Consider the following 23859-nt stretch of genomic DNA (forward strand, 5'->3'; position numbering starts at 1 on the left):
TCGCCGAGGCAGCAGCAATTCGCGTGGCGGTTTTGTATATCTTATGCCGCGCCTCCTTTACACTCTCGAGCTCCCCAACGGAGTGGCCTTGGAGGGCCATCGGATGGACCTTAGGAACATTGACGCCGCCGCGGCAGGATTCAGTGAAAAACGCCTGGCGCGCATCGGCGAACACCTTGATCAAAGCTATGTTCAGCCGCAAAAAATCGCCGGCTGCCTCACGGCGGTGCTCCGGGGAGGACAGCTCGCCTACCTCCAGGGAGCCGGTGATCGCGACCGGGAGCGTCAGCTTCCCATAACGGATGACACCTTGTTCCGGATTTACTCCATGACCAAGCCCGTGGTTTCCATTGCGCTGATGACCCTGTGGGAGCGAGGACTGTTTACCCTCGATGATCCCGTCCACCGCTTTATTCCGCAGTGGAAGGATCTTCGGGTCCGGGAAGGGGGCGCCTGGCCGGAGTTTCAAACCCGGCAGGCAGAGCGCCCCATGCGCATCCGGGACCTCCTCACCCACCAGTCGGGTCTCACCTATGACTTTATGCAGACGACGGAGATCGATCGCGCCTATCGAAAGCTCAAGCTTGCCTGGCCGAGCAAGGGCTACACCCTCGATGACATGATCGAGCAGCTGGCGACCCTGCCCCTGGAGTTTTCGCCGGGCGAGCGCTGGAACTATTCTGTTGCTACCGATGTGTTGGGCTACCTCATTGAGCGCATCAGCGGACACAGTCTGCCGGATTATCTTCGCGCGGTAATCTTTGAGCCTCTGGGAATGCGTGACACCACTTTCAGTCCCCGGGAAGATCAGCTCCCCCGTTTTGCATCCTGCTACGTACGCGATGCCCGGAAGCGTGTGGTGCTTCAGGACGATGCCCAGGCGTCCCGTTACGTGGACAGAAGCTTTTTTTCCGGCGGGGGTGGGCTGCTTTCTACCGTCGAGGACTACCTGCGTTTTTGTCAGATGCTTCTTGGCGGCGGTACCGCAAACGGCGAGACAATCATCGGTCGAAAAACCCTGGACCTGATGGTGGCTAACCATCTGCCGGGGGGTGCCGATCTGGCCAGCGTTGCCATGGCGGGCTTTACGGAGACAGACCATGAAGGCGTCGGCTTTGGGCTGGGTTTTGCGTCCAAGATTGACCCCGTAAAGAATGGTTACCCCGCCACCCGGGGGTCTTACTATTGGGGGGGTATGGCCAGCACGCTCTTCTGGGTGGATCCGGCGGAGGATCTTGCCGTGGTGTTTATGACGCAGCTCATACCCTCGAGCACATTTAACTTTCGGGGGCAGCTCGAGGCACTGGTATACGCGGCGCTGGACTAATCTTCACCCGGCTTCGTTTCATCCGGAGTCTTTTCAGCCTGCGTGTCAGGGGTGGTCGGGAGGTAGCTCACAGCAAGAACCTCGAGCTCTCTCAGGCCGCCGGGACTCTCGAGGTTAACGCAGTCACCGACGCTCTTTCCCAGTAGCGCCCGAGCAATAGGCGCATCGATGGACACTTCGCCGCGGGAAGATTCAAACTCGTCGGGCCCCAGGATCCTGATGGTCCGGGAGACAGCATGTTGGTCTTCCACCTCTACGGTGGCCCCAAAGAAAATGCGTGTCCTGTCCGTCGGAGGCTCGCGCACCACCTGAAGCACCTCCAGTCGCTTACTGATAAATCGCACGCGGCTATCGATCTCTCGAAGTCGCTTCTTGCCGTAGATATAGTCGCCGTTTTCTGAGCGGTCGCCGTTCTTGGCGGCATCCTGCACCGCCAGAGCGACTACGGGACGCTCCTGGCGCCATAGGCGATCGAGTTCAGCGCGCAGCCGCGCCTCACCCGCAGCGGTGATCAGTGGCGTCCCTTTCGGACGTGGTGCTCGATAGCGTCCCATAGGCCCTATTCTAGCCCGTCACAAGTCCCCGGCGCTTATCTGCAGCCGCACCGCGCTGACAGGCGGACGGCGGAGGACGGACGATGACGAGCCGAGAGCGGGGTACGAGGAAAGGGTGGTGGGGAGCGGCACAGCGAGTGCAACATTTGCCCGCAGTATTGGGAGCGCACTACACTTCGCGTATGAAACAGCTAAGAACACTATCAGGGGCCATCGCAGTCGCGGCAGCTTTCACCTTCAACGCAGGGGCCTGGGGGCAATGCGTCACGGTTCAGGGAGACCCCGTAGAAGGCGGGCTGATCTGGGCAAAGGTGGGCCAGGGGGAGGAAGTCTGGCTTGATGATCGGTCGCTAGCGGTGCTTCCCAATGGCTATGTTGTCGCCGGGTTTCATCGGGATGCATCAGCGAGCAGCATTCTCAAAGTAGGCAAAGACTGCGAAGTGGAGCTGCGCGTTGCACAGCGCGAGTATCGGATACAGAGAGTAGAGGGTGTGCCTCAGAGAACGGTGACACCCCCCAAAGAGCAGCTGGAGCGTATTCGACGGGAGCGTCAGCTGGTGGCCGCCGCAAAAGCCGAGGTGGTAGAGCGTCCCGATTGGCTGATGCAGATTGACGGGGGGTTTGTGTGGCCGGTCAAGGGGCCGATCTCCGGCGTCTATGGAAGCCAGCGTGTTTACAACGGCAAGCCGGGAAACCCGCATTACGGGGTGGATATTGCCGTGCCCACGGGTACGCCGGTGTATGCGCCGGCCGCGGGACGGGTGACCCTTGCCGAGCCCGACCTCTTTTATTCAGGGGGCACGGTGATTCTGGATCACGGTTATGGGCTTTCCTCTTCTTTTCTGCACATGAGCGCCGTGACCGCAAAGGTGGGGGACGAGCTTACTCAGGGCGAAAAGATCGGAGAGGTGGGTGCTACAGGCAGGGCAACGGGGCCGCACCTGGACTGGCGCATGAGCTGGCAGGACCGGCGCGTGGACCCGCAGCGGCTGGTGCCGCCCATGGCCACAGACAATACAGAGAATACAGACAAAAAAGTCCCGGCGGCCAGGTAGTACGCTCCCAGGGAAAGTTCACCAGGAGAGCGTAGCATCGGTTTTTGCGCGCCGGCCGCCTCGTCCGAGCGGCCTATTACGGCCGCTTGGCTAGCTGCTTAGATAGCGGCTTGTATGAAAAGCCGCTTACATGGCATCCGCTTTTTCAATACCCACGGCAAGGGCCTGGGTAAAGGTAATGACGACGGACTGCCCGATGCTGAGCTGTTCGATACGCTGCGCCGGCACATCACCAATGACATGGGCTTTGCCCCGGGAATCCATGATCGTCACGGTGCCCAGCAAACGGTTCATGCCCTCGATGGTGCACACGGCGCGTACGGCAGAAATCATGGCGCCGCCCGGGGACTGTTCTGCACCGGAGACGCCGGCATCAGCGCCCTCTACCCAGGGATTGGCCAGCTCTTCTTCCGTGGGCTCTCGCAGATCGGCGGCAATGGCGGCGATATAGGTCACCACAAGGAAATCCCCGGGGGCGACCTCGGAGAGTCGTGTTACCTGGGGATCGACAATGGTCGTCATCTGCTCACCGGTGGGAAGCTCCAGAACCAGCTCGCGGGTCTCCGTGTCCACGGCGATCACTTCGGCATCAATCTCAATGGCCATGGCTCGCTCGGCGTGATCGGACATGGCTTCTTCGTGATGAGCGGCGCCGGCGAAGGGCGCTGCGGCCAGGTTCGCTGCCAGGAACAGGGCGGAGAGTGTTTTGTTGATTGACATAGTCTTGTCTCGTTGAGGGCTTGAAAGATAAGAAAGATGAAAAGTGTCGTGTAACGAAGCGGGAAGCACAAGAGAAACACGCCCCTGCACTCCAGTATAGGGCTAAAAAATCGTATACTCCCGTTTTTGCAAAAAAAGGAAAAGCATCGGTGCTCGACAAGAAGCTTTTAAGCATTCTGGTGTGTCCCGTGAGCAAGGCTCCCCTGGAGTATCACGAGGCAAGCGAGGAGCTGTTCTGTAAAGCCAGCGGCCTGGCCTATCCCGTGCGTGATGGCATACCTGTCATGCTCGAAGAAGAAGCTCGGCAACTCACCGCTGACGAAAAACTCGGCTGACATCGCGGGTCAGACGGTAGTAACGCGGCCCCCGAGCGGAGAATCACTCAGGTAGCAGATCGTCATAACAGCAGCGCATCACAGGAGCTAGGGATCAGACATGGCGGACAGTATTTTTACAAAGATTATCAACGGTGAGATTCCCGCAGAGAAAATCTACGAGGACGAGCACTGTATCGCCATCAATGACATCAGCCCCCAGGCGCCGGTGCACGTGCTGCTCATCCCCAAAAAAGCCATCGAAAAGCTGTCCGATGCCGAGGATGGCGATCAGGCGCTCCTGGGGCACCTGATGCTGGCTGCAGGGAGGGTTGCCCGGCAGTTGGGTGTCGCTGACGCCTTCCGGCTTATCATCAATAACGGTGAGGGCGCGGGGATGACCGTTCACCACCTGCATATGCACATTATTGCAGGCGGCACCCTCAGTGAAGGTAAAATGGTGGGCTGAGTCCTTCACAGCTGAATTCCCCGGACGGTGCAAACAACGACACCGTCCACCTATCTTACATTCGCGATCCGGCAGGCCCGGAGTGCTAGCAGAGAGAGCAAGGCATGAAAACCGGAGAAATCCGCGAGGCGTTTCTCGCCCACTTTGAATCCCATGGACACCAGCGTGTACCCAGTAGCTCCCTGGTGCCTGCTGACGATCCGACGCTGCTGTTCACCAATGCGGGTATGAATCAGTTCAAGGATGTGTTCCTTGGCGCTGAGACCCGGTCCTACAGTCGAGCGGTGAGTGCCCAGCGTTGCGTTCGTGCCGGAGGAAAGCATAACGACCTGGAAAACGTCGGTTACACGGCGCGGCACCATACCTTTTTTGAGATGCTGGGTAATTTCAGTTTTGGCGATTACTTCAAGCGCGAAGCCATTCGTTTTGCCTGGGATTTTCTTACCGTTGAGCTGGGCTTACCCAGGGAAAAGCTGTGGGTCACGGTGCATATCACCGATGACGAAGCAGAGAAAATCTGGATAGAAGACATCGGATTTCCCGCGGAGCGTATTTCCCGCCTTGATGAGGATAATTTCTGGCAGATGGGTGATACGGGACCCTGCGGGCCGAGTTCCGAGGTGTTTTATGACCATGGCGAGGATGTGCCCGGCGGTCCTCCCGGGAGCCCCGACGACGATCTCGATCGTTACATTGAGATCTGGAATCTCGTCTTCATGCAGTACAACCGCAGTGCCGATGGCGAGATGGCGCCCCTGCCCAAGCCCTCCGTGGATACGGGCATGGGGTTGGAGCGTATCGCAGCGATTCTCCAGGGCGTGCACAGCAACTACGACATCGATCTTTTTCAGGCGCTTATTCAATCCGCCGCTGAGATGGTGGGCACGGATGACCTCAAAGCCTCTTCCCTGAGGGTGATTGCAGACCACATCCGTTCCAGTGCCTTTCTCATTATTGATGGTGTGCTCCCCGGTAATGAGGGTCGCTCCTACGTGCTCCGCCGCATTATGCGTCGGGCGATCCGCCACGGTAATAAGCTGGGCGCCGACGCTCTGTTTTTTCACAAGCTCGTGCCATCCCTGGTGGCGGAAATGGGTGACTTCTATCCTGAGCTCCGTGAGCAGCAGACGCGCATCGAGGATGTCATCCGTGGTGAGGAGGAGCAGTTTGCCCGAACCCTTGAGCAGGGCATGGTCATTCTGAATGAGGCCCTCGCTGAGATGAGCGGTACCGTGATCCCCGGCGATGTGGTGTTCAAGCTCTACGACACCTTTGGCTTCCCCGTAGATCTCACCAATGATATCGCCCGGGAGCGTGATTTCAGTCTGGACATGGAGGGCTACGAGGCCGCCATGCAGGCACAGCGCGAGCGCTCCAAGGAGGGGGGTGCTTTTGCCGTCGACTACAACAGGACTCTGACCCTGGACGGAGAAACCCTGTTTACGGGCTATGACGAGAGCACGGGAAGCGGCACCGTTGTCGCGCTGTTGCGCGATGGGGAAGAGGTCAATGCCCTCACAGCCGGTGATAACGGCATCGTCATTCTGGATCGCACGCCCTTTTACGGCGAGTCCGGCGGACAGGCCGGGGACAGTGGATATCTCCGCAGCAATGGGTTGCGTCTTGAAATCAGCGATACCACGAAGGCCCGGGGGCATCATCTGCATCACGGTAAGGTGCTCGAGGGCTCCATCGCCCTGGGTGATACCGTGGAGTGTGAAATCGACAACGCGATTCGCCAGAAGACGCGCTTGAATCACTCGGCGACGCATTTACTCCACGCCGCTTTGCGCTACGAGCTGGGCGATCATGTGGCCCAGAAGGGGTCCCTGGTGGACGGGCAGCGCCTGCGTTTCGATTTCTCCAACCCTGAGGCGATGACCCCGGAACAACTGCGAGCCGTGGAAGACAGTGTCAATGCCCAGATTCGCGCCAACGTCGAAGTCACTACCCAGATTATGTCCATGGATGAGGCCCGCGAGGCCGGTGCTATGGCACTGTTTGGTGAAAAATACGGTGACGAGGTCCGGGTGCTGACCATGGGAGAGAACGGCTTTTCCGTGGAGCTCTGTGGAGGGACTCACGTGGAGCGCACCGGTGACATCGGCATGTTCCGGATTCTGTCCGAGGGCGGTCTTGCCTCGGGTGTCCGGCGTATCGAAGCCGTGACGGGAGAGCATGCCCTTCGCGAAATGCGTACCGTGGACCATGCCCTTGGGGAGGTGTGTGAGCTGCTTCGCGCGACGACGGACAATGTCAGGGACAAGGTGGCAGCGCTTCGGAGTCAAAATCGCGATCTGGAAAAAGAGCTCGCACGCCTGAAGCAGAAACTTGCCTCCTCCGCGGGCAGCGATATCACCGCCTCTGCGATCGATGTGGACGGTGTGAAAGTCCTTGCCGCCGCCGTAGATGGCGCAGATCCCGGCGCTTTGCGCGGCATTATGGATCAGTGCAAGAACAAGCTGGGCAGCGGCGTGATCTTGCTGGCTGCCGTGAATGACGACAAGGTCGCCCTCGTGGCGGGGGTTACAAAAGACCTCACGGAGCGTGTACGCGCCGGCGATCTCATGCGGGAGTTCGCGGGTCGTCTGGGAGGAAAGGGTGGTGGTCGGCCCGATATGGCCCAGGGCGGCGGTACTGAGCCTGCCTTATTGCCCGCCGCTTTGGAAGCCGTACCCGCATGGGTCGCTGAGAACCTGAAGGCTTGAGATGGCGCTGATCGTTCAAAAATTTGGCGGCACTTCTGTAGGCAGTGTGGAGCGCATCGAGCAGGTAGCGGACAAAGTCGCCGGCTTCCGGGATCGGGGCCATGACATCGTTGTGGTGGTCTCAGCGATGAGTGGCGAGACCAATCGACTCATAGATCTGGCGCAGCAGATTCAGGATCAGCCCGTGCCCCGGGAGATGGATGTTCTGGTCTCCACGGGAGAGCAGGTGACTACGGCCCTCCTGGCCATGGCGCTGCAAAAGCGCGGTAAGGCGGCAAAAAGCTATAACGGATCTCAGGTGCGTATCCTTACGGATGATGCCCACACCAAGGCGCGGATCCGCGAGATTGACGATGCCCGACTCCATGCCGATCTCGATGCCGGTAACGTCGTTGTGGTCGCAGGATTTCAGGGTGTGGATGAGCACGGCAACATTACGACCCTGGGTCGCGGTGGCTCCGACACGACGGCCGTGGCGCTGGCGGCAGCGCTAAAAGCCGATGAATGCCAGATCTACACCGACGTCGACGGGGTGTACACCACGGATCCACGAGTCGTTGACGGCGCCAAACGTCTCGACAAAATCACCTTCGAAGAAATGCTGGAAATGGCCAGCATGGGGTCCAAGGTGTTGCAGATTCGAGCAGTGGAATTCGCAGGCAAGTACAACGTGCCTCTGCGGGTGCTCCACAGTTTTCAGGACGGGCCGGGCACCCTCATCAGCCTTGAGGAAGAGGAAGATCCTATGGAAACCCCGACAATCGCCGGTATTGCCTTTAATCGCGATGAGGCCAAGCTCACCATCCTTGGCGTACCGGATATGCCCGGGGTCGCCTTTAAGATTCTGGGCCCCATCGGTCAGGCCAACATCGAGGTCGACGTCATTGTGCAGAACGTGGCCGAGGACAACAGCACCGACTTTACCTTCACGGTGTCGCGCAGTGAGTTGGCACGGGGTGAGGCAATCCTCAAGCAGATTGCCACGGAGCTGGGTGCCCGGGAGGTCCGCTCGGACAGTCGCATCGCCAAGATTTCTGTCGTGGGTGTGGGCATGCGCTCCCACGCCGGTGTGGCGAGTCAGATGTTTGAGGCCCTGGCCGACGTGGGGATTAACATTCAGATGATTACCACCTCGGAGATTAAAATCTCGGTAATCATCGAAGAGAAGTTTCTGGAACTGGCTGTGCGCGCCCTCCATTCATCCTTTGGACTGGATGCGGAACCTCAGGAAGAGTCTGCTGCCTAATCTGTGGGAGCGCAGCGTAAGGCCGGCGCCAACATAGGACCGAACACATGCTAATCCTGACACGGAAAGAGGGCGAATCGCTGAGACTGGGTGATGACATCACGGTCACCGTGGTCAGCGTAAAGGGCGGTAACGTGCGTCTGGGTATCAACGCGCCCCGCGATCTGGCGGTGCATCGCGAGGAGATCTACGAAAAAATCGCCGAAGGTGATGGTAACTCCGTCAGCGATGATGGCTAGCCTGTCATGGGCCGGTATCTCCCATGAGCGATGAATACGAAGCGGTACCTTTGCCCCATGTCCAGACGCTGTCAGATGAGGAGTCGCGGGAGCATGCCCTCGCGTATCTGGAGCACGTCCGCAAGCGACATTCCGTACGTGACTTTGCCACTACACAGGTTCCCGCAGACACCATAGAGGCCTGCGTTCGCGCGGCGGGCACGGCCCCGAGCGGTGCTAACCATCAACCCTGGCACTTTGCCTGTATCAGTGATCCCGAGGTCAAGCGTGCGATTCGTGAGGCGGCGGAAGTCGAGGAGGCGGAGTTCTACGGCGGTCGCGGCGGCGATGAGTGGCTTAAGAACCTCAGCAAACTGGGCACGGACCAGTTCAAACCTTTTTTGGAATCGGCCCCCTGGCTTATTGCTGTTTTTGTGGAACGTCAGGGCAAGGACGAGGCGGGGAAGAAACGTAAAAACTACTACATGTCCGAGTCTGTCGGTATCGCCACGGGGTTTTTGTTGAACGCCCTGCATAGCGCGGGTTTAGCCACCCTGACCCATACGCCCAACCCCATGAAGTTTCTCAGCCGGATTCTGGAGCGACCCGCAACCGAGCGTCCCTACATGTTGATTGTGGTGGGTCACCCCGCGGAGGATGCCACGGTCCCGGCGGCGGCGCTCCAAAGGAAGTCCCTGGAGGAGATCGCCAGTTTCTTTGTTGCCGAGAAGGATTGAAGAGAAGGAAAAGTCTGAATCAGGTAAAACGGGTTTGACCCACTAGAGGACGGTGGTATCATCCCGCGCCTTACGGAGAAGTGGCCGAGTGGCTGAAGGCGCGCCCCTGCTAAGGGCGTATACGTTAATAGCGTATCGAGGGTTCGAATCCCTCCTTCTCCGCCATATAGTCTGGTGCCAACTTCACTTGACCTACAAGTAGCGGCTAAAGCCGCTGGCTCTACCCACTTAACGGGGGATACACCGGTTTTCATTAAACTCGGTTGATAATGCCATCCCATCCACAGTGGGTTAAGACCCGCAGTCGATAGTTTTCAAAGTTTCTGAATCCATAGGCTCGCCTGGACATCATTTCCATCTTGTTATGGAAGCCCTCGGTGATGCCGTTCGTCTTGGTAAACCGCCACATGCTAACGATGGGTTCCAGCCAAGACTTCAGTGTTCTGGCCAATCGATGAAGGGGGCTCGCCGCCAAGTCTTCAATCAACGAGAGCAGTTGCGGCAGCAGCTGCTTGGCTTTTTTACGATTCAGAGATCTGAGTAGCAGCAGTCGATTGAGCTGCTGCTTGGCCGCATACAGCGCCTTGAGCACGGGATAGTCATCCAGATATCGGCCAAGGTTCTCTCTTTGCTCATCCGTAAGACGCCATTGGTGGCGTCGCATCAGGCTGACCAGCCCGCGATGCTTGCGCCCCTCGGGATCGTAGCCCTGCCAGGCTTTGAGCAGATGCTGATTAACCAGTCGAATGACGTGGAATCGATCGGCAACAATCGTGGCGTTAGGAAAGTACCGGCGCACAATGCTGCGGTAGGTTTCCGACAAGTCCATGACGACAACCTGGACGTTCTCTTTACCCGGTAATGCCCTTAAATAACGTCTCAAACTCAGTTCTGAGCGTCCCAGCACCACATCGAAGACCTTGTGGTTCTTTAGATCCACCATCGTGGTGGCGTAGCCGCGCTTGCGGCTAAAGAAGTGCTCGTCGATACCCAGCACACGGGGGCAGGGCCGATTAGACATCTCAGATAGTCGCAGTCGGCACTGACCTTGATACCAGCGCTCGACGGTTGCCGGGCTCATGTCGTGTGTTCTCGCGAGCTTACGCTGCGTCACGCCGCCGTCATGGGCCTCGAATACTTCAAGACGGAAGGCGTCCGACGATCGATAGCGGGGCCTGACGCCCTGGAACCGGTGACGAAAGTAGCGACCACATTGTGGGCAGTGATACTTAGGCGTCTTCAGGTGCAGCGTCATCACCTGGTTGCCCTGGCGTGTGTGTTTTAACGTGCGCTCGTGGGTCGCTTTAATCCTGACTTTGGGATGCTGGCAGTGGATGCACGATGGGCGGCGCTTTGGCCTGGCATAGACCTCGATCGAATCGTTGCGATCAACACGTTCGACCTCCAGCTCGGGAAGGCCTAATATATTTCCTGCGTGGGACATCGGTGTTCTCTCCATTAAACGAACTTCGCAAATTCAGTTTAATGATCCCCGGTGTCCCCCGTTAATGATGAAGAGCCTCTCTGTGGCTCGTTAACGCAGTCACTGTTGGCGCGCTTGTTTGTTTTTGAAGCCTGCTTGAAACCCTGATGAGTTTTGCATAGATTTCTGTAGCTCACAGGTTCGCTTAGTTCTTTAGGCAGATCCTAATTGATTTTGAGAGAAGCCTGATGGGCAATCTTTGCTATCGCCAAGCTAAAAACGAAGAAGATCGGTTGGGGCAGTTCTCCACGCCTCCGGCGATTGCGAATCTGTTAGCTGGATTAGTGGCAAATGGAATTAACGAGCCGGTAAGTTTGCTAGATTTGGGTGCCGGTGGAGGACCCTTAGCGAAGGCTTTGGACCGTTGTATTGACCTTGGCAGCTCGGCTCTGTTGGAGGTCGATTGTGCCTACACGGAGCAGTTGGCGTGCCTTCCTATCCAAGGCGAGGTGAAGGTCGTGAGGTCAGATTTCCTTGGTGACGAGTGGCTCCCAACACAGTCCCCCAACGTTGTTCTCAGCAACCCTCCCTATGGATCTTTCAAAGCAAGTCAACGTTTACAGAAGCTGAGTCGAGATTTGGGGTTTCAGACACCCGTTAAAGGTGAGTGGATGAGAACCGATGCCGCCTTTCTTGTAAGGGCTTGGTCATTCATGGAGTTAGGCACGCGCATAGGCTTTATCGTATCGGAGGCGATGATTACTCACCCCTCCTTTGCGAAGTTTCGGTCGGTTCTGGTCAATAAATTGAGTAGTCTTGAGGTGATTAAGCTCGAACCTACCATTTTTGCGCGTGCTGAGGTTAGTGCATATATGATAGTTGGTACCCGAGCAGTATCGAGGCGTCGTAACGTCGTTCTGCAAAGAGCTGACTCAGCTGGCCAGGTTACAGAAGAACTGCATGTTTCCCATTCTGACGCTGTGCTTTCATTGGATTTAGACTATCACGCGGCTCTAAAGAGATTGTCGCTTTCTGTCTCCGAGACGTCGTCTCGTCTTTATGACTTGAATGTGTCTATAAATAGAGGCAGCCGCTCGCGTAAGCAATTTCTTGATCTGGGTATAAGCGCTTTTCATACTACCGATTTTCCTGAGCATAGCGACGAGGTGGTTTTAGGGACCAATAACAGCTCTGGATACCGAGATGCGAAGTCGGGCGACATACTTATCCCCCGTGTAGGGACACGGTGTCTCGATAAACAGGCTCGAGTCAGTGCAGGTGCAGGAGTATTTACTGATTGTGTTTACCGCATCTCTGCCGAGGCGTCGATACAAAAAGTAGTTTGGAAGACCCTTAGTAGCGCGTTTGGTAGCGAGTGGAGGATGGCTGTTGCGTCCGGTAGCTGCGCAAAACACTTACCACTTGCGACGCTTCGATCAATGCCTTTGCTGTTTTAGCTGCCGGATCTTTGCACCTGAATGTGATGCCATAGCGTTTCGCCGAATGAACGCTTGTTCATTCGGACTGGGTGGTCATAAAACAAAGAAACTGGCGCATGCGCTTTTTTTGTGTCAATCAGAAAGAGTGCAGTGGCAATAGTGTGAGGCTTCGTTCCGAGGGGCGATACAAACACTTGTTGTTGAGGTGTGGTGTTGAGAGGCTCAAAGATATCCCACAGCGTAAGAAATGCTTCGCGGACTGAATCAGCCGCACAATAATGAATGCGTGATTGCGTAATTCCATGCGATTCGAAGAGGTTCAGGTGCGGCTTTATACTCTTGCTCTCCCACCCGGTTCGGAACGCGGGAATTCCAACAATCGGTAACAGTCTGTATTTTTCTGATAGCGCGTCCTCGCGATGCGCTAAGGCATTTTTGACCCGGTCAGCCTCAAAGCCAAGAAAAAAAATGTGTGTCGCGTCGGACTGAGAATCCAGCTGATGGTTAAATCCATTTATGCCACAAAAATTGCGATTTGTGGTGAGCTCGTAGCTGTCTTGAGCCGAGTCGCTTTGTGACAGTGGGGGCTTTTTGGTGTAACCCTCGGGCTCGGCGTAAAGGAAGTCTACTTGGGTGATCGACGCTGCCTCTAGTGCACGAAGTAGCATAAGTATCTCTCCCAACCCTAAGGTCGTGGCCTCGAGTACTATGCGGTTGCTTCCCACCAAATCTTTGGCAATTCTTATCGGCGATACCTCTTGATTGTCAATCAAAAGTCGCTGCTTTTCTGGTTCGAAACTCACTGTGCCAGTTTGTTTCGCTGCGTCTGAAACAAGCGCTATTGCAGATGCACCGCGTTTATCGACTGCTTTACCTACGAAAGCGACATCAGGTCTGCCAAGATCGGGAGGTGAGTTTTCTGAACTCGCGGACAAGAACTCGAACCCGGGTCCGGCAGACGGCATCACTTAATCATCTGGGTTCTACCCCGATTTTACGGACACTTCAAAGAAGCCCGATAATGGGCAAAAGGAGTGTTTATGTCCAAGAGAAGGAAGTACAGCCCAGAGTTTAAGCGCGGTGCTGTGCAGCAAGTTCAACAGCCTGGCGTAAGCTGCGCACAGGTGGCTCGGGAGTTGGGCATCGGGCCCAACTTGCTGACCCGCTGGAAGCGTGAGGCCGAATTGGAGGGTGCCAGGGCCTTCGGTGGCACGGGCAATGCGCGCGATGAAGAAGTTGCACAACTGAGGCGCGAGCTGGCCCGGGTGAAGAAGGAACGCGATTTTTTGCGCGAAGCGGCAACGTTCTTTGCAAAGGGATCGTCCTGAGGTACCAGGCGATTCAGCGTTGTCGCAGTGAATTCCCCCTCCGCATGATGTGCCGGTGCCTAAAGGTGTCGCCTAGCGGCTATTACGACTGGGAGAGGCGTTTACCCAGTGATCGGCATGTCGACAACGAGCGGTTGCTTAGGCGTATCCGCGAGATCCACGAAGACAGTCGAGGTGCCATTGGCGCCCCGCGCATGCATGAGGACCTAAGCGATGCCGGTGAGACTGCCAGCAAGAATCGCATTGCTCGCCTTATGGCACGCGATGGCCTACAAGGCTGGCCTCGTAAGAAGAAGCGAGGTCAGCGCGGCAGACCGGGCTTACCGCCGCCAGGCGTGCGTAATCTTTTGGAGCGAGATTTCAACGCATTGGAACCGGAGACCAAGTGGGTCACCGACATTACCGAGTTCAAGACGGATGAGGGCAAGCTGTTTTTGTGCGTTGTCGTCGACCTCTTTAACAAGATCGTAGTGGGTTGGTCGATGCATCATCGTCAGGATCGCCAAATGGTTCTTAGAGCGATTGAGATGGCCTTATGGCAACGCCAAGGCGGGTGGTCTGTCATTCTGCATTCTGATCGCGGTACGCAATTTCGCAGCGGCGATTACCAGCGGTTTCTCAAGCAAAATGCACTGGTCTGCTCAATGAGCGCCGTGGGTCATTGCGGTGACAACGCGGCTTGCGAAGGCTTCTTTGGTCTTCTGAAACGGGAGCGCACTCACCATACAAAATATCGGACTTTGGATATCGCTAAAGCAGATATATTTGACTACATCGAGCGATTCCATAATCCTCGCATGAGACGAAGAGTGGCAAGGCAAGACCTGAAGTTTTCAGGCGTTTTAAAACCGTCCGTGGAATCGGGGTAGAACCCTCTCCAAATAGATCAGCTGTCGGCTGCAACGCACTGCTTTTTGTGCTCAGGTCTCTAATCAATGCATCGCGAGTTGCTTGGTCACCGCTTGACATGATCAAGATATCTCTAGCGGACAGCTGAGTGCTTCTCTTCTTACGGTATGAAACCTGGTAAAAAGGCGAGAAAATTGGATTTAACACATAATCTGAATCAGTCGCACCCACCGACTTCATCTTTGTTTCTTTCTGTTGATACAAGATTGACCATTTCTCAGCTTCCCTTATAACTGGTGCTAGTTCACTGTTGCTGTCGCCGTGCGACAACGTAAAGTGGTTTGTTTCGGGTTCACTTTGTCGGTCAGAGCGGTGAAGGGCTCGAAATAGAGATCCTAGACTTTTTGCTAGATTCTGTAGCTGCGGGCCGAGTTTTCCGCAGCCGCCACTAACATCGTCAAGAATTTTTTCGCTTGCCAAACGCATAGCACTTGCCTGTGTCGTGGGACTGACAGTTATCTCCGACTGGCTCTGTCGGTTCAACTCATGTTCCTTGAAAATGCGATGAATGAGCTCAAGCGTGTGCCGAATATTGTGCCTAGACACCAGAGTAAGTGTTTTGAACCCAGAGAAAAGAATCGAGTCTCTTTGTGCATCAATGTAAATAGCGTTGACGCAACCGAATAGATTGTTGTTTATCAAGTTGCCATTTGAAGAAAATCGAGTAGATTTGCCCTGTTTTTCATTTTTGAGCTCCTGAAGAAGTTGGTCTGGGTTTTCGCTGTCTCTGTTCAACAGGGCCCATGTGATAACGGAGGGCCCAGGTAGATCCTCGAAGATGAAGCAATCGGATGTTAGTTCTGACCCGCGCTTTTTAAGCGCTTTGTCAATACGAATCTCGAGTCTTTTTCGCAGTGGTTCGTCCCTCAGAATCTCTGTAGCTGCCTGTACAGCTGGAACCCTAGGTAGTAGCTGCTCAGCCACGTGTATCACCTGTCTCCGATAGTTACTATCCCCGTACCTTTCTTCTACCCTGGTTACATCACGTAACGCGGATGGATCTATAGGCATGTTGGGGAAAGTGGACTCTAGCTTCTCGGACAGACGGAAAAAAAGAAGCTCCGCGGCAAAAAGCTCAAATTTCTGATCATCAAGTTCTAGCTCTAGATCAATTATCCGGTAGTCTGAAATTTGTTGGATTGACTCGGGTCCAATTGTTTCAGTCGTGTGCAACCCATTCCGCTTCATGGCTATGTTAAACAGTAATGGTTTCTTGCTGTGCTTTAACAGGCCGTTAATCAATTCCTGTTGTTCAGTCCGAGTGTTCTCATACTCATCAATGAAAACCGCATAACTTGCCTGTGAAAGATAGGGAAGGTTCGCTTTGACACACTCTATGAGAGTAGCAAGAAATCCTGGAAAAGGCAGGAATACAGGCTTGGAGACTGATTCAAGATTGTTGACCCATGCTGAGAGCCTTCGGCTGCGAGATCGCAAGTCTTTCCTGAGTGAGTCAATGTCACGGCTCAAACTTGGATCGTAGTCTCTGACTTCATCGAAATCCAAAGCGTCTAGGTTTCCATAGTGTCGCTTGCGTTCATCATTGCAGTTCAAATTCAAAATGCTATCTAGGAACTCCACTCCAAGATCGCACGCCAGAACGTGCTCAAATGCACTGCGCCAAACGTTGTCTTCTTGTCCGCAGCCCACAAATCCGTTCAAAAAGTTGGTGTCGGCCCGCCAGTAAAGACCAATGTGACTTAAAGCATCATCAGGGAGTGAACCTCGACTCGCAGAAAATTGAGATGCATGACAAAAATATCTTAGTATTGTTGTTTTTCCGCATCCGCGCCCACCAACAACTGCCAGAGACTTACTCTGGTTTTTGATGTCCAGGCCATCAAAATATGGTGGAACTATGAATTCAGCCCAGTTATCGTCGTTGCTCTCCTCACTTCGATTCTTTGAGAAGAGCTCATGGAGATCTGTACTCATGTTTATCTCCGTAGTAGAGGTTTCCAGTTATCCGATTGAAACCAAAGTATTGGTAGCGAGTTGTTAGGGGTAGAATGGTAGAAACCAAATGTTAGTTCTAACTCTCCGAACCCGAGCGCGTTCTTACCCTTCCTCGGGCCAATGCTATTTTTTGCACAGAAATCTAAGTACCAATTTTTTGCTTGCGTAGCATCGATGGATCCACGAGTCTTCTCGTCCCAATACTGGCTTTGGAAGAACCTGTGACTATCGTCTAGAAGTTCAGCTGGTGTGATCGACAAATTCGCGAATTGCTTTTTCAGGTATTCGATACCGGTGGAGCAGGCAACAATCGGCACATAGTGCAAGTCAATGCCTGAGGAGAGAAGTTTTTCTAGCTGCCACCGTTTGTAGAATTTTTCAAACTGCGATCCTGTTCCAAGGAAATCATCGACGAAAATGATGGTTTCAGTCGCGGACTCTCTTAGATGTTGCTCCACCTGCCACGGCCAGCACATCCAGCCTTGCTCGACCCTCAGTGTGCGCGCGAGTTGTCTTAATATGTATGGTCCGGATTTCGTTGGTGGATCATGATCACGTATCACTGGCACTAACCTTATTTTCGGATCGTCGCGCAGACGGAGGTTACTCACTAGTGTTCCATCCCATTGTTTGCCCGTAACTGCCCCATTGAGATTGCCGCGAAACACCGCGCGTAGCGCGGAGTCAACCTGCCGTCGAGATCTGAAGATGAGGCGCTCTAAGAGGCAGGCGGCGAAGTACTTTTCTTCGTCTCCGATGAACTGCTGCCACCAAGCATCTAGGCGGATTGATTCAATGCCAAGAAACCCTTGATCGATCATTGAATTCGCGGTTCTCAGCGTGCTTGCGGTAAAGTAAGACGCATTTTCAGGTACATTCATTCTGTCTCCTCGCGAGGGTAAAGCATCGCTATGATTTCAGTTGCACTGCCTACTGTTGGCTCTCACTGCAGAACAATTGATTCCGGCGAGTAACCCCTCCATCCCGATGACAAATTCTCGTGCTTTCTATAGCGATACTAGTGCCTAAAACTCTGTCTGGAAATTATTCACAACGATGGTCGTCAACACTCCAGATCGTTGTAGCGTCAATAAGTGACAAAGCATGATGTGAGACGGTACATTAGGTCAGCCTCAGCGGGGGATTGAATCGATTGCGCTTTGAACTTCATCTCTTTTGAGGTCTCTCGAATTTAGTTCCATACACTTTGAAAAATCCTCCATAGCATCATCCGATTGCGAGTCGTTATACGCGGCGTGGAAGTTTCCGCAGTTGTCACTCTTACACTCAAAGCCAGCCAGAAAGTCTAGAATCTTTGCAAACTCCGTATCACTTGACGAGTCTTGTCTCAGCACATCGTAGAGATTAGTAACGTATCCTAAGTATTTTTTTCGAGCTAGTGGCCGGCGAATGGCGTCAGGGTTTCTGTGTAACAAGGACGGGATCGCATGACCTATCCATGGTCCGTAGGCGTTCTCCGTGATCGATCCGTACGCGTTCGCTGTGTGAGCGTACGCGTCACCCAGCGCATGAATCAGAAGTCCGCTCAGCCAATCCTGTTTAGGATTTTTGATCGAAGTTGAAAGTGCTTTGCTTATGGCGTCGCGTCTTTCAGCGACAGCCGTATTGTCCCCACCATGTAATGAGTGCAGTACGCCAGTCACATCATTCCGCCACCTCCAGTGCCAAGGTATCAGCAAGTACTTAATCGCGACAGGAGTGGCTTCGTAATCTGCGTTTTCGTCGGGATACTGGGAGTAGTACGCTAGCGCTAGTTGTCTGGACACGTCGTAATTTGTTAAGTCAGCTATCAATAGTGTGGTGTAAATATGGCCGTCAAGATTCCATCTTATTCCGTATTCACCTCTGCTATATGCAATGGATGATGTAGATACCTGCACATTGCTTGCTGAGCAGTATTCGGATGCTTCGAATGGTTCCATCGTTGAGGCCTCCGCAGAGGTGGACGCACTAACCACCAGCGCGCTTGCAATTAGCCATAATTTCGAGCGCATAGTCTCGACCTGCGGTTTCAAGTTCTGCAAACAAAGGTATCACATAGTTACGCCAACGCTTGGCGACGGTCTGACACAACTTTTACGCGGGGATTTGGTTGCAAGGCTGGCCTCTAATGATGAGTGGCTGGCATGTTTTCCTAAAGTTGGTCTCTGATTAGAATCTCTCAGGCGAGGGAGAGGCATAGTTACTACCTACTTGGGGAATCAAGCCTTTGTCTGCGGAACTAGTCGCTGACAATTGCCTCCTGGCCAACATCTGCGCTGCGAACAGCCACTTCAAGTAAACTCAATAATCATTGGTTGCGCACAAGGTCAGAGCTTTGAATGCCAATCACGTAGCCGCATAAACTAAACGGCTGCAGACGTGAGTTCAATCTAGGGGGGCAACGCTTTCCGGTTTACTAGGTCAGCGAGTACTTGGTCTAGTAATTCGGAAGGTGACAGACTTAATTCCTTACTCACGACAAAAAGCGTAACCAAGCTAGGTTGCCGCAGCCCACGCTCAAGCATCGAAACAAACGTTCGATCAATGCCGCACTGAAGAGCGAGACGCTCCTGCGATAGTCCCGCTTTGAGTCGTTCTTCTCGCAAGACCTCTCCGAATGCCTTTTTGATTTGCTCAGGTTCAACCATGGACCAGATAGTTGGACTTGAGAGACATATGGTCTACGGACTATAGTCTTCATATGATTTTAGTTCTTTCAGCCCCAACCCTCGCTAGTGACTGACTCCGGTACGCAAATTCTGCAGCGGATCCTTGGGTTTACCACTGTATTCCTTGGTTTTTGCTCTTATCTCATCTGGCGCCCTACGAATTTGATTATGTTCAGGTGGATCGACTCAGCGGGGTTGCAAGACGTTTATGTGGCTCCTCGTTTCGTGATTCAGCAGATTGTGCGTGATCCACCATCATGGGTGGTCTACTCGGCCCCTAATGGTCTGTGGGTGGCAGGGTCCTCGGTGTTGCTAATGGCCGCAGCACCATCATCTATCGCGGTCCATCGAATGGGACTGTTCGCAATTCCAGTGTGCGCCTTAGGTCTTGAGATAGGACAGGTATCTACCTGGATCCCCGGCACCTTTGATGGGCTTGACTTGCTAGCTATAGCAAGCGGTAGTGCTGTTGTGTGGATGTATTTCTTTTACTGCGTGAGTCATCACTCGACGGATCGGAGGCACACTCTGAATGGCTAAGCCATCATTAAAGGTTATCAAAGTGCATGGCGCGGAAAAGATGCATGGCGGTGACGTGATTCAAGTAGGAGACCTGTTGTTTGAGTATGCGGGCGTGTCGCTTTTGGGCGTGGATTGTGCAGAAAAGCTCGTGATTGCGGCACAAGCCGACGATGTGACTGATTTGGTTGATGTGCGCGTCATGAGACTGGGGGCGGTGATCGATCTCTTGATGCCCGGGCGTGGTTTACGTTTCACAGTGCAAAGTCAACTTGCTAAGGATGGTGGGCAAAAGCTTGAGATTCTGATTATTCAGCCGCAGGCCTCTGACGTCTCTGCGATCGGTTCTGATGTGTTACCTGCTTTCAAAGCCAGTGATTCACCCGGTAAGTCCCTAGACGAGCGGAGTCAGCGCATCCTCAGTCAAATGACAGCCAAACGGCGTACCGAGGAGGCAACATTAGAAGAGACCCTGAAACGCGCAACTGATCAGAACGGCAAGGATAAGGTAACGAAATCCAAAGCCAAAGATTGGAAAGAGCTGTCAGGCAAAGAAAAGGCTAGCACCCTAGGAACACTGGCGTTCATCGTGGTGTCGGCTTATGCAACGATGCCTGATTCAGGTAATGACAGTCCTCATAGCGGTTCTATGGCATTCACCCTTTGCGAGAGGGCTATGAAAGCCTCGCTAAGGACGCCTGCCACAGCAGACTTTGCCAGTATGTCAGCCTCAAATGTTCAACACGCCGGAAACGGCGTGTATCGGGTGCTTAGTCATGTAGATGCTCAGAATGGGTTTGGGGCACAGATTCGTACCCAGTACATCTGCAGTATTGAATATCGTAATGGAGACTGGAACATAGTGAGCCTCGACTTTTAGTGCCCGTGCGAGGAATAGCCTCTCAGAGCCGGAAATTATCGATATCAATGCCACGCAGGCTGATGGAACGATGCCTCGTGCCGCAACCAATAAAGCGGCTACCTGAGCTGGCATTACCGACCTTTTGCGGCGGTTCGCCTACGGGGCCGTCGGGTCTACCGAGTCCCGGTTTTCCGCCTGGATAATCGGGTCCGTGCTTGCGTGCCCAGTACAGGAACTGGGACAGGCTATCGACCTGGTCGTCATGGCGTGCCTCGGGAAACTTAACGATTTCTGCACGAAATGCTTCTAGCCACGGGGCACTGATCGGTACAAACACTCTGCCAGCCGCGACGACCGGACTTTCGGCTTCCATGCGTTCAGCCTTCGAGCCGCGAGGTTCTCCGGTGGTTACGGTGAGCTTGGTGTGTATGAAGAGCGTCTCGATGAGTGCACGGCTGCCATTATTCATTTCGATAATGACAAGGTCCGCTTCGTGCTCAATCGCGTGGCGATGCACAATGGCCGGTAGGTCACTGCTGGAGCGTCGGTGGCGCCAGACATGAATAAGGTAGTAGTTACCCAGTGCATCGCAGAACCAGGTCGTGCAGACGGTATAGCTGCTGCTGTCGGAGATCACCATCGCCGTGTCCCAGCTTTGCACGATAAACCCGCCTTTACCGTTGTTGGGTAGCTCCTCATAGGGTCGAAACCAATCCCATTCGACGATGCCGCCGCCGGCGGGAACGGGTTGCTGCTGATACTGCGCACCGAAGTTGCGCGGGCCAATTTCCTCCTTAATTTGCAGCAGCGTTTTGAGCGGCTCGCGCGCCTCGTGCAGCGCCTCACCTTTCCTACGGTGATAGAATCGACCAGGTCCAATCTCAACGTCCTCGTCGTGCTCGGCGATCGCCGGCAGGTTCAGCACGTCCCAACCCTCTAGACGGGTCAGTTGACCTACGGGATCGTCCTCATGCAGGCGTTGCATCACGATCACGATCTGGCCATTAACCTTGTCGTTGAGGCGAGAGAATAGGGTGGACCTAAGGTACTCAATGGCATTATCGAGCGTCGTCGCTGTGGGTATCTCACTCGCCTTCATGAGGTCATCAACGATGATTAGGTCGGCCCCCATCCCTGTGACCGAACCTCCCTCTGAGGTCGCGTAGCGAGACCCCCCCGCGGTTGTGGAGAAGTTGCTCATTGCATTCTTGCCATTGCCGATTTTCGTCTCAGGAAAAGCTTTGCGGTAAAAAGGTGCTTCCATGACGCGTTTGCAATCCATGGCGAGCTTTTCGGCAAGTACCTGCCCATAGCTGGCCGTGATAATGCGCTTTGTCGGATCACGGCCGAGCACATAGGCGGGTAAAGCGATGCTGGCGGCCAATGACTTCCCATAGCGCGGTGGCAGGGTGATGATCAGGCGATTGGTCTTTCCCTGCACAACGCCGTTGAGTGCATGCGTGATTGCCTGCATGTGCCAGTTGTCTTGATACTTGTCGCCGGGATGCAACTCGGCAAAACCACGTTGAAAGAATAAATCGAAATTGGTTCTTAAAATGGCATTGATTTCGGATTGATGTCCCATTATTCGTTCTCCTGTGAGTCGATGGTGTCGTTGATAACTTTCTGCTTGAATGCGTCCAGAATGGCGATATCGTCGGGCGTGAGCTTCTCAACTGCGTCGTTCGCGATCCGTGAGTTTTCCAACCCCAACGTAAGGTTGATGAGAACGCCTGCCGCCCGGGTGTCACCTTTCATGGCCTTAACAAAGAGCGTCTTGATCATTGCGCGTTGCTTGGTGATCTCTTGGCTTATTCCCCCCTCAGTGATGATGATTTTCTGATTCAACTCCTCCTCGAGGTCCGTGTTGAGGTTCTTAATGCCCTTAGGGCGTCCCTTCGGGTTGCCTGATTGGCCCTTTTTGAACTGTGTATGTTTGGGGGGCTTTCCGAACCCCACCTCGTAGTCTTTGTCACTCATGACAGGACCTCCTCCAGGTCGACTTCGGTATTGGCTGAGACTTCGGAAAACGTTTTCCCCGATGCTTCGTGAATGGCATGGTTGCCTGTTAATGCTTCCCATCGTCGAATGGCGACATCGGCATAGCGTGGGTCCAGCTCCATGCCACGACAGACACGACCGGTTTGTTCGGCGGCGAGCAGCGTGGTACCCGACCCCAAAAACCCATCCAATACAATATCGCCAAGGTTGGAAGCATCCAGAATCGCATCGATAATCATGGCCGTCGGTTTTACGGTGGGGTGCACGGCGAGTGTTTCCTCGCGGTCGACGCTAAAGGTGTTCATGCCGGCGTAGCGCCAGACGTTAGTGCGGTAGCGACCGTTAGCACCCAGTTGCACGTTGTTGATATGTGGTTCGCTGCCTTTCTTGGCAACGGCGATGAGTTCGTGCTGTGAGCGGTAAAATGACCCCATGCCGCCGTTGGTTTTGGCCCACACGCAGAGGTTGATCAGGTGTGCATAAACGGTGTCGACGGCTTCCAGTAGTTCACGGATGTGGCGCCAGTCCATGAAGATATAGTGGAGTGATCCGTTGCCGCACACACTCGACAAGCCGAGCAAGGACTGCCTCAAAAAGTCCGTGAACTCTTCCGGCGTCATTTCGCCAGCAGCCATCGCAAAATCGCCATGCCCGGCATCATCGCCCACCGAGATGTGGCCCTGCGTTGGGACGTTATAGGGCGGGTCAGAGATATGGAGCGTGGCGGTTGCACCGGACATCAGCACCGCAATTTGCTCTGGGCACAAGCTGCTACCGCACATAACCCGGTGTGAACCGGCCAACCAGACATCGCCCGGCTGAGAGATCACGATCTCTTCGGGCGCTAGTGCAGGCTCAGCAGGTTCGGGTGGAATGTTTTCGATGATGAGGAGGTTGTCGATCTCGGCGCCGCCAAAGCCGGTCACCTCAAGATCAATATCGACATCGGACTCAATCAGATAAGTCAGTTCTACTTTGAGTAGTGCTTCGTCCCAGTCACCGTCCTCCGCGATCCGGTTGTCCGCCAGCGCGTAGGCTCGCAGTTCGGCTTCGCAAAGGTGTTCTACTAAAAGAACGGGAGCTGTGGTGATGCCTAAGCGCTTTAGCGCCTCTAGCCGTGCGGCGCCTGCGAAAACGGTGCCTTCACCATCTATGACGAGCGGCATTACGATGCCCGAGGCGCTGATCGCTTGAGTAAGCTTTTTGAGTTGTTTTTCGGGATGTTTGCGTGGATGTGCATCGCGAACGTGTAGGGACGCTATTTCCCGGTACTGCATCTGCAATTGTTTCATGTACTTCCTCGAAGCTGCGCGTGACTCTGTCCAATCAAGGACGGGCCAACTCGCTCCTTCGAGTACTGCGGCGCCTAAGGGAGGGCGCAGCTACTGTTTAGTTAGTTTAG

Annotated in this window: 22 protein-coding genes and 1 tRNA gene; 12 read left to right on the top strand and 11 right to left on the bottom strand. The window is 54.4% G+C overall.

Translation table 11 applies throughout. From position 1 onward, the window contains the following. Window positions 1-103 precede the first annotated feature (103 nt). Window positions 104-1327 (top strand): serine hydrolase domain-containing protein, encoded by a 1224-nt coding sequence (locus tag KT71_RS06620; protein WP_023660441.1) that lies wholly within the window; start codon window positions 104-106, stop codon window positions 1325-1327. Here the strand turns inward: KT71_RS06620 and greB are convergent. Beyond that, on the bottom strand, window positions 1324-1881 hold the full coding sequence (gene greB, locus KT71_RS06625; RefSeq protein ID WP_008296218.1) for a transcription elongation factor GreB: 558 nt from the start codon (window positions 1879-1881) through the stop codon (window positions 1324-1326). The genes KT71_RS06620 and greB overlap by 4 nt on opposite strands. A 182-nt stretch (window positions 1882-2063) precedes the next feature. On the opposite strand from greB, the gene KT71_RS06630 reads away from it, so the two are divergent. Further along, on the top strand, window positions 2064-2936 hold the full coding sequence (locus tag KT71_RS06630; protein ID WP_008296217.1) for a M23 family metallopeptidase: 873 nt from the start codon (window positions 2064-2066) through the stop codon (window positions 2934-2936). Between the two features lie 126 nt (window positions 2937-3062). On the opposite strand, the gene KT71_RS06635 is transcribed toward KT71_RS06630, so the two are convergent. Then, window positions 3063-3656: a hypothetical protein gene (locus tag KT71_RS06635; RefSeq protein WP_008296216.1), complete on the bottom strand. Its 594-nt coding sequence runs from the start codon at window positions 3654-3656 to the stop codon at window positions 3063-3065. A gap of 149 nt (window positions 3657-3805) precedes the next feature. On the opposite strand from KT71_RS06635, the gene KT71_RS06640 reads away from it, so the two are divergent. The 7 genes from KT71_RS06640 (at window position 3806) to KT71_RS06670 (ending at window position 9513) form a co-directional block, all read left to right on the top strand. Next, window positions 3806-3991, top strand: a complete 186-nt coding sequence (locus KT71_RS06640) for a Trm112 family protein (RefSeq protein ID WP_008296215.1) — start codon at window positions 3806-3808, stop codon at window positions 3989-3991. Between the two features lie 100 nt (window positions 3992-4091). Continuing rightward, window positions 4092-4439 carry a histidine triad nucleotide-binding protein gene (locus KT71_RS06645; RefSeq protein ID WP_008296214.1) on the top strand — a complete coding sequence of 116 codons (348 nt, stop codon included), beginning with the start codon at window positions 4092-4094 and terminating at the stop codon, window positions 4437-4439. Window positions 4440-4543: 104 nt separating this feature from the next. Then, window positions 4544-7147, top strand: coding sequence for an alanine--tRNA ligase (alaS, locus tag KT71_RS06650; protein ID WP_008296213.1), 2604 nt, complete (start codon window positions 4544-4546; stop codon window positions 7145-7147). Window position 7148: 1 nt separating this feature from the next. Beyond that, entirely contained in the window at window positions 7149-8393 is a 1245-nt protein-coding gene (locus tag KT71_RS06655) for an aspartate kinase (RefSeq protein WP_008296212.1), read from the top strand. A gap of 47 nt (window positions 8394-8440) precedes the next feature. After that, window positions 8441-8632, top strand: coding sequence for a carbon storage regulator CsrA (csrA, locus tag KT71_RS06660; protein ID WP_008296211.1), 192 nt, complete (start codon window positions 8441-8443; stop codon window positions 8630-8632). Window positions 8633-8655: 23 nt separating this feature from the next. Continuing rightward, window positions 8656-9348, top strand: a complete 693-nt coding sequence (locus tag KT71_RS06665; RefSeq protein WP_008296210.1) for a nitroreductase family protein — start codon at window positions 8656-8658, stop codon at window positions 9346-9348. 74 nt (window positions 9349-9422) lie between these two features. Beyond that, window positions 9423-9513 (top strand) — tRNA-Ser (locus KT71_RS06670). 88 nt (window positions 9514-9601) lie between these two features. Here the strand turns inward: KT71_RS06670 and KT71_RS06675 are convergent. Then, window positions 9602-10792 carry an ISL3 family transposase gene (locus KT71_RS06675; protein ID WP_023660006.1) on the bottom strand — a complete coding sequence of 397 codons (1191 nt, stop codon included), beginning with the start codon at window positions 10790-10792 and terminating at the stop codon, window positions 9602-9604. Window positions 10793-11019: 227 nt separating this feature from the next. Between KT71_RS06675 and KT71_RS06680 the strand changes: the two genes are divergently transcribed. Continuing rightward, window positions 11020-12228, top strand: coding sequence for an N-6 DNA methylase (locus KT71_RS06680; RefSeq protein ID WP_008296209.1), 1209 nt, complete (start codon window positions 11020-11022; stop codon window positions 12226-12228). On the opposite strand, the gene KT71_RS06685 is transcribed toward KT71_RS06680, so the two are convergent. Beyond that, window positions 12225-13145, bottom strand: a complete 921-nt coding sequence (locus KT71_RS06685; protein WP_152025178.1) for a hypothetical protein — start codon at window positions 13143-13145, stop codon at window positions 12225-12227. The genes KT71_RS06680 and KT71_RS06685 overlap by 4 nt on opposite strands. 105 nt (window positions 13146-13250) lie before the next feature. Between KT71_RS06685 and KT71_RS20015 the strand changes: the two genes are divergently transcribed. Then, window positions 13251-14407 (top strand): IS3 family transposase gene (locus KT71_RS20015; protein WP_152025179.1). Its coding sequence is split into 2 segments (ribosomal slippage): window positions 13251-13491 and window positions 13491-14407, totalling 1158 coding nucleotides; the frame shifts between segments, so codons are not numbered across the junction. On the opposite strand, the gene KT71_RS20420 is transcribed toward KT71_RS20015, so the two are convergent. The 4 genes from KT71_RS20420 to KT71_RS21315 all read right to left on the bottom strand — a co-directional run bounded on the left by KT71_RS20420 (window position 14289) and on the right by KT71_RS21315 (window position 19054). Further along, entirely contained in the window at window positions 14289-16382 is a 2094-nt protein-coding gene (locus KT71_RS20420; protein ID WP_023660444.1) for an ATP-binding protein, read from the bottom strand. The genes KT71_RS20015 and KT71_RS20420 overlap by 119 nt on opposite strands. 2 nt (window positions 16383-16384) lie before the next feature. Then, window positions 16385-17284: a phosphoribosyltransferase-like protein gene (locus tag KT71_RS06705; RefSeq protein WP_023660445.1), complete on the bottom strand. Its 900-nt coding sequence runs from the start codon at window positions 17282-17284 to the stop codon at window positions 16385-16387. A 252-nt stretch (window positions 17285-17536) separates the two neighbouring features. After that, on the bottom strand, window positions 17537-18346 hold the full coding sequence (locus tag KT71_RS06710) for a hypothetical protein (protein ID WP_152025180.1): 810 nt from the start codon (window positions 18344-18346) through the stop codon (window positions 17537-17539). Window positions 18347-18796: 450 nt separating this feature from the next. After that, the gene (locus tag KT71_RS21315; protein ID WP_023660447.1) at window positions 18797-19054 is read right to left on the bottom strand and encodes a helix-turn-helix domain-containing protein; all 258 of its coding nucleotides are present in this window, start codon (window positions 19052-19054) and stop codon (window positions 18797-18799) included. A gap of 553 nt (window positions 19055-19607) precedes the next feature. Here KT71_RS21315 and KT71_RS06715 point away from each other — a divergent pair. Next, window positions 19608-20474: a hypothetical protein gene (locus KT71_RS06715; RefSeq protein WP_008296201.1), complete on the top strand. Its 867-nt coding sequence runs from the start codon at window positions 19608-19610 to the stop codon at window positions 20472-20474. Between the two features lie 22 nt (window positions 20475-20496). Here KT71_RS06715 and terL read toward each other — a convergent pair whose 3' ends face one another. From terL to KT71_RS06730, 3 genes are read right to left on the bottom strand one after another with little or no spacing between them, the layout of a single operon-like run. Continuing rightward, a complete protein-coding gene (gene terL, locus KT71_RS06720) occupies window positions 20497-22041 on the bottom strand; it encodes a phage terminase large subunit (protein WP_008296200.1) in 1545 nt (514 codons plus the stop codon). Then, window positions 22041-22436 (bottom strand): DUF5681 domain-containing protein, encoded by a 396-nt coding sequence (locus tag KT71_RS06725; RefSeq protein WP_008296199.1) that lies wholly within the window; start codon window positions 22434-22436, stop codon window positions 22041-22043. The genes terL and KT71_RS06725 overlap by 1 nt, the downstream gene beginning before the upstream one ends. After that, window positions 22433-23749: a site-specific DNA-methyltransferase gene (locus KT71_RS06730; protein ID WP_008296198.1), complete on the bottom strand. Its 1317-nt coding sequence runs from the start codon at window positions 23747-23749 to the stop codon at window positions 22433-22435. Before KT71_RS06730 ends, KT71_RS06725 begins: the two co-directional genes overlap by 4 nt. Window positions 23750-23859: the final 110 nt, after the last annotated feature.

Source organism: Congregibacter litoralis KT71 (assembly GCF_000153125.2).
GTDB lineage: Bacteria > Pseudomonadota > Gammaproteobacteria > Pseudomonadales > Halieaceae > Congregibacter > Congregibacter litoralis.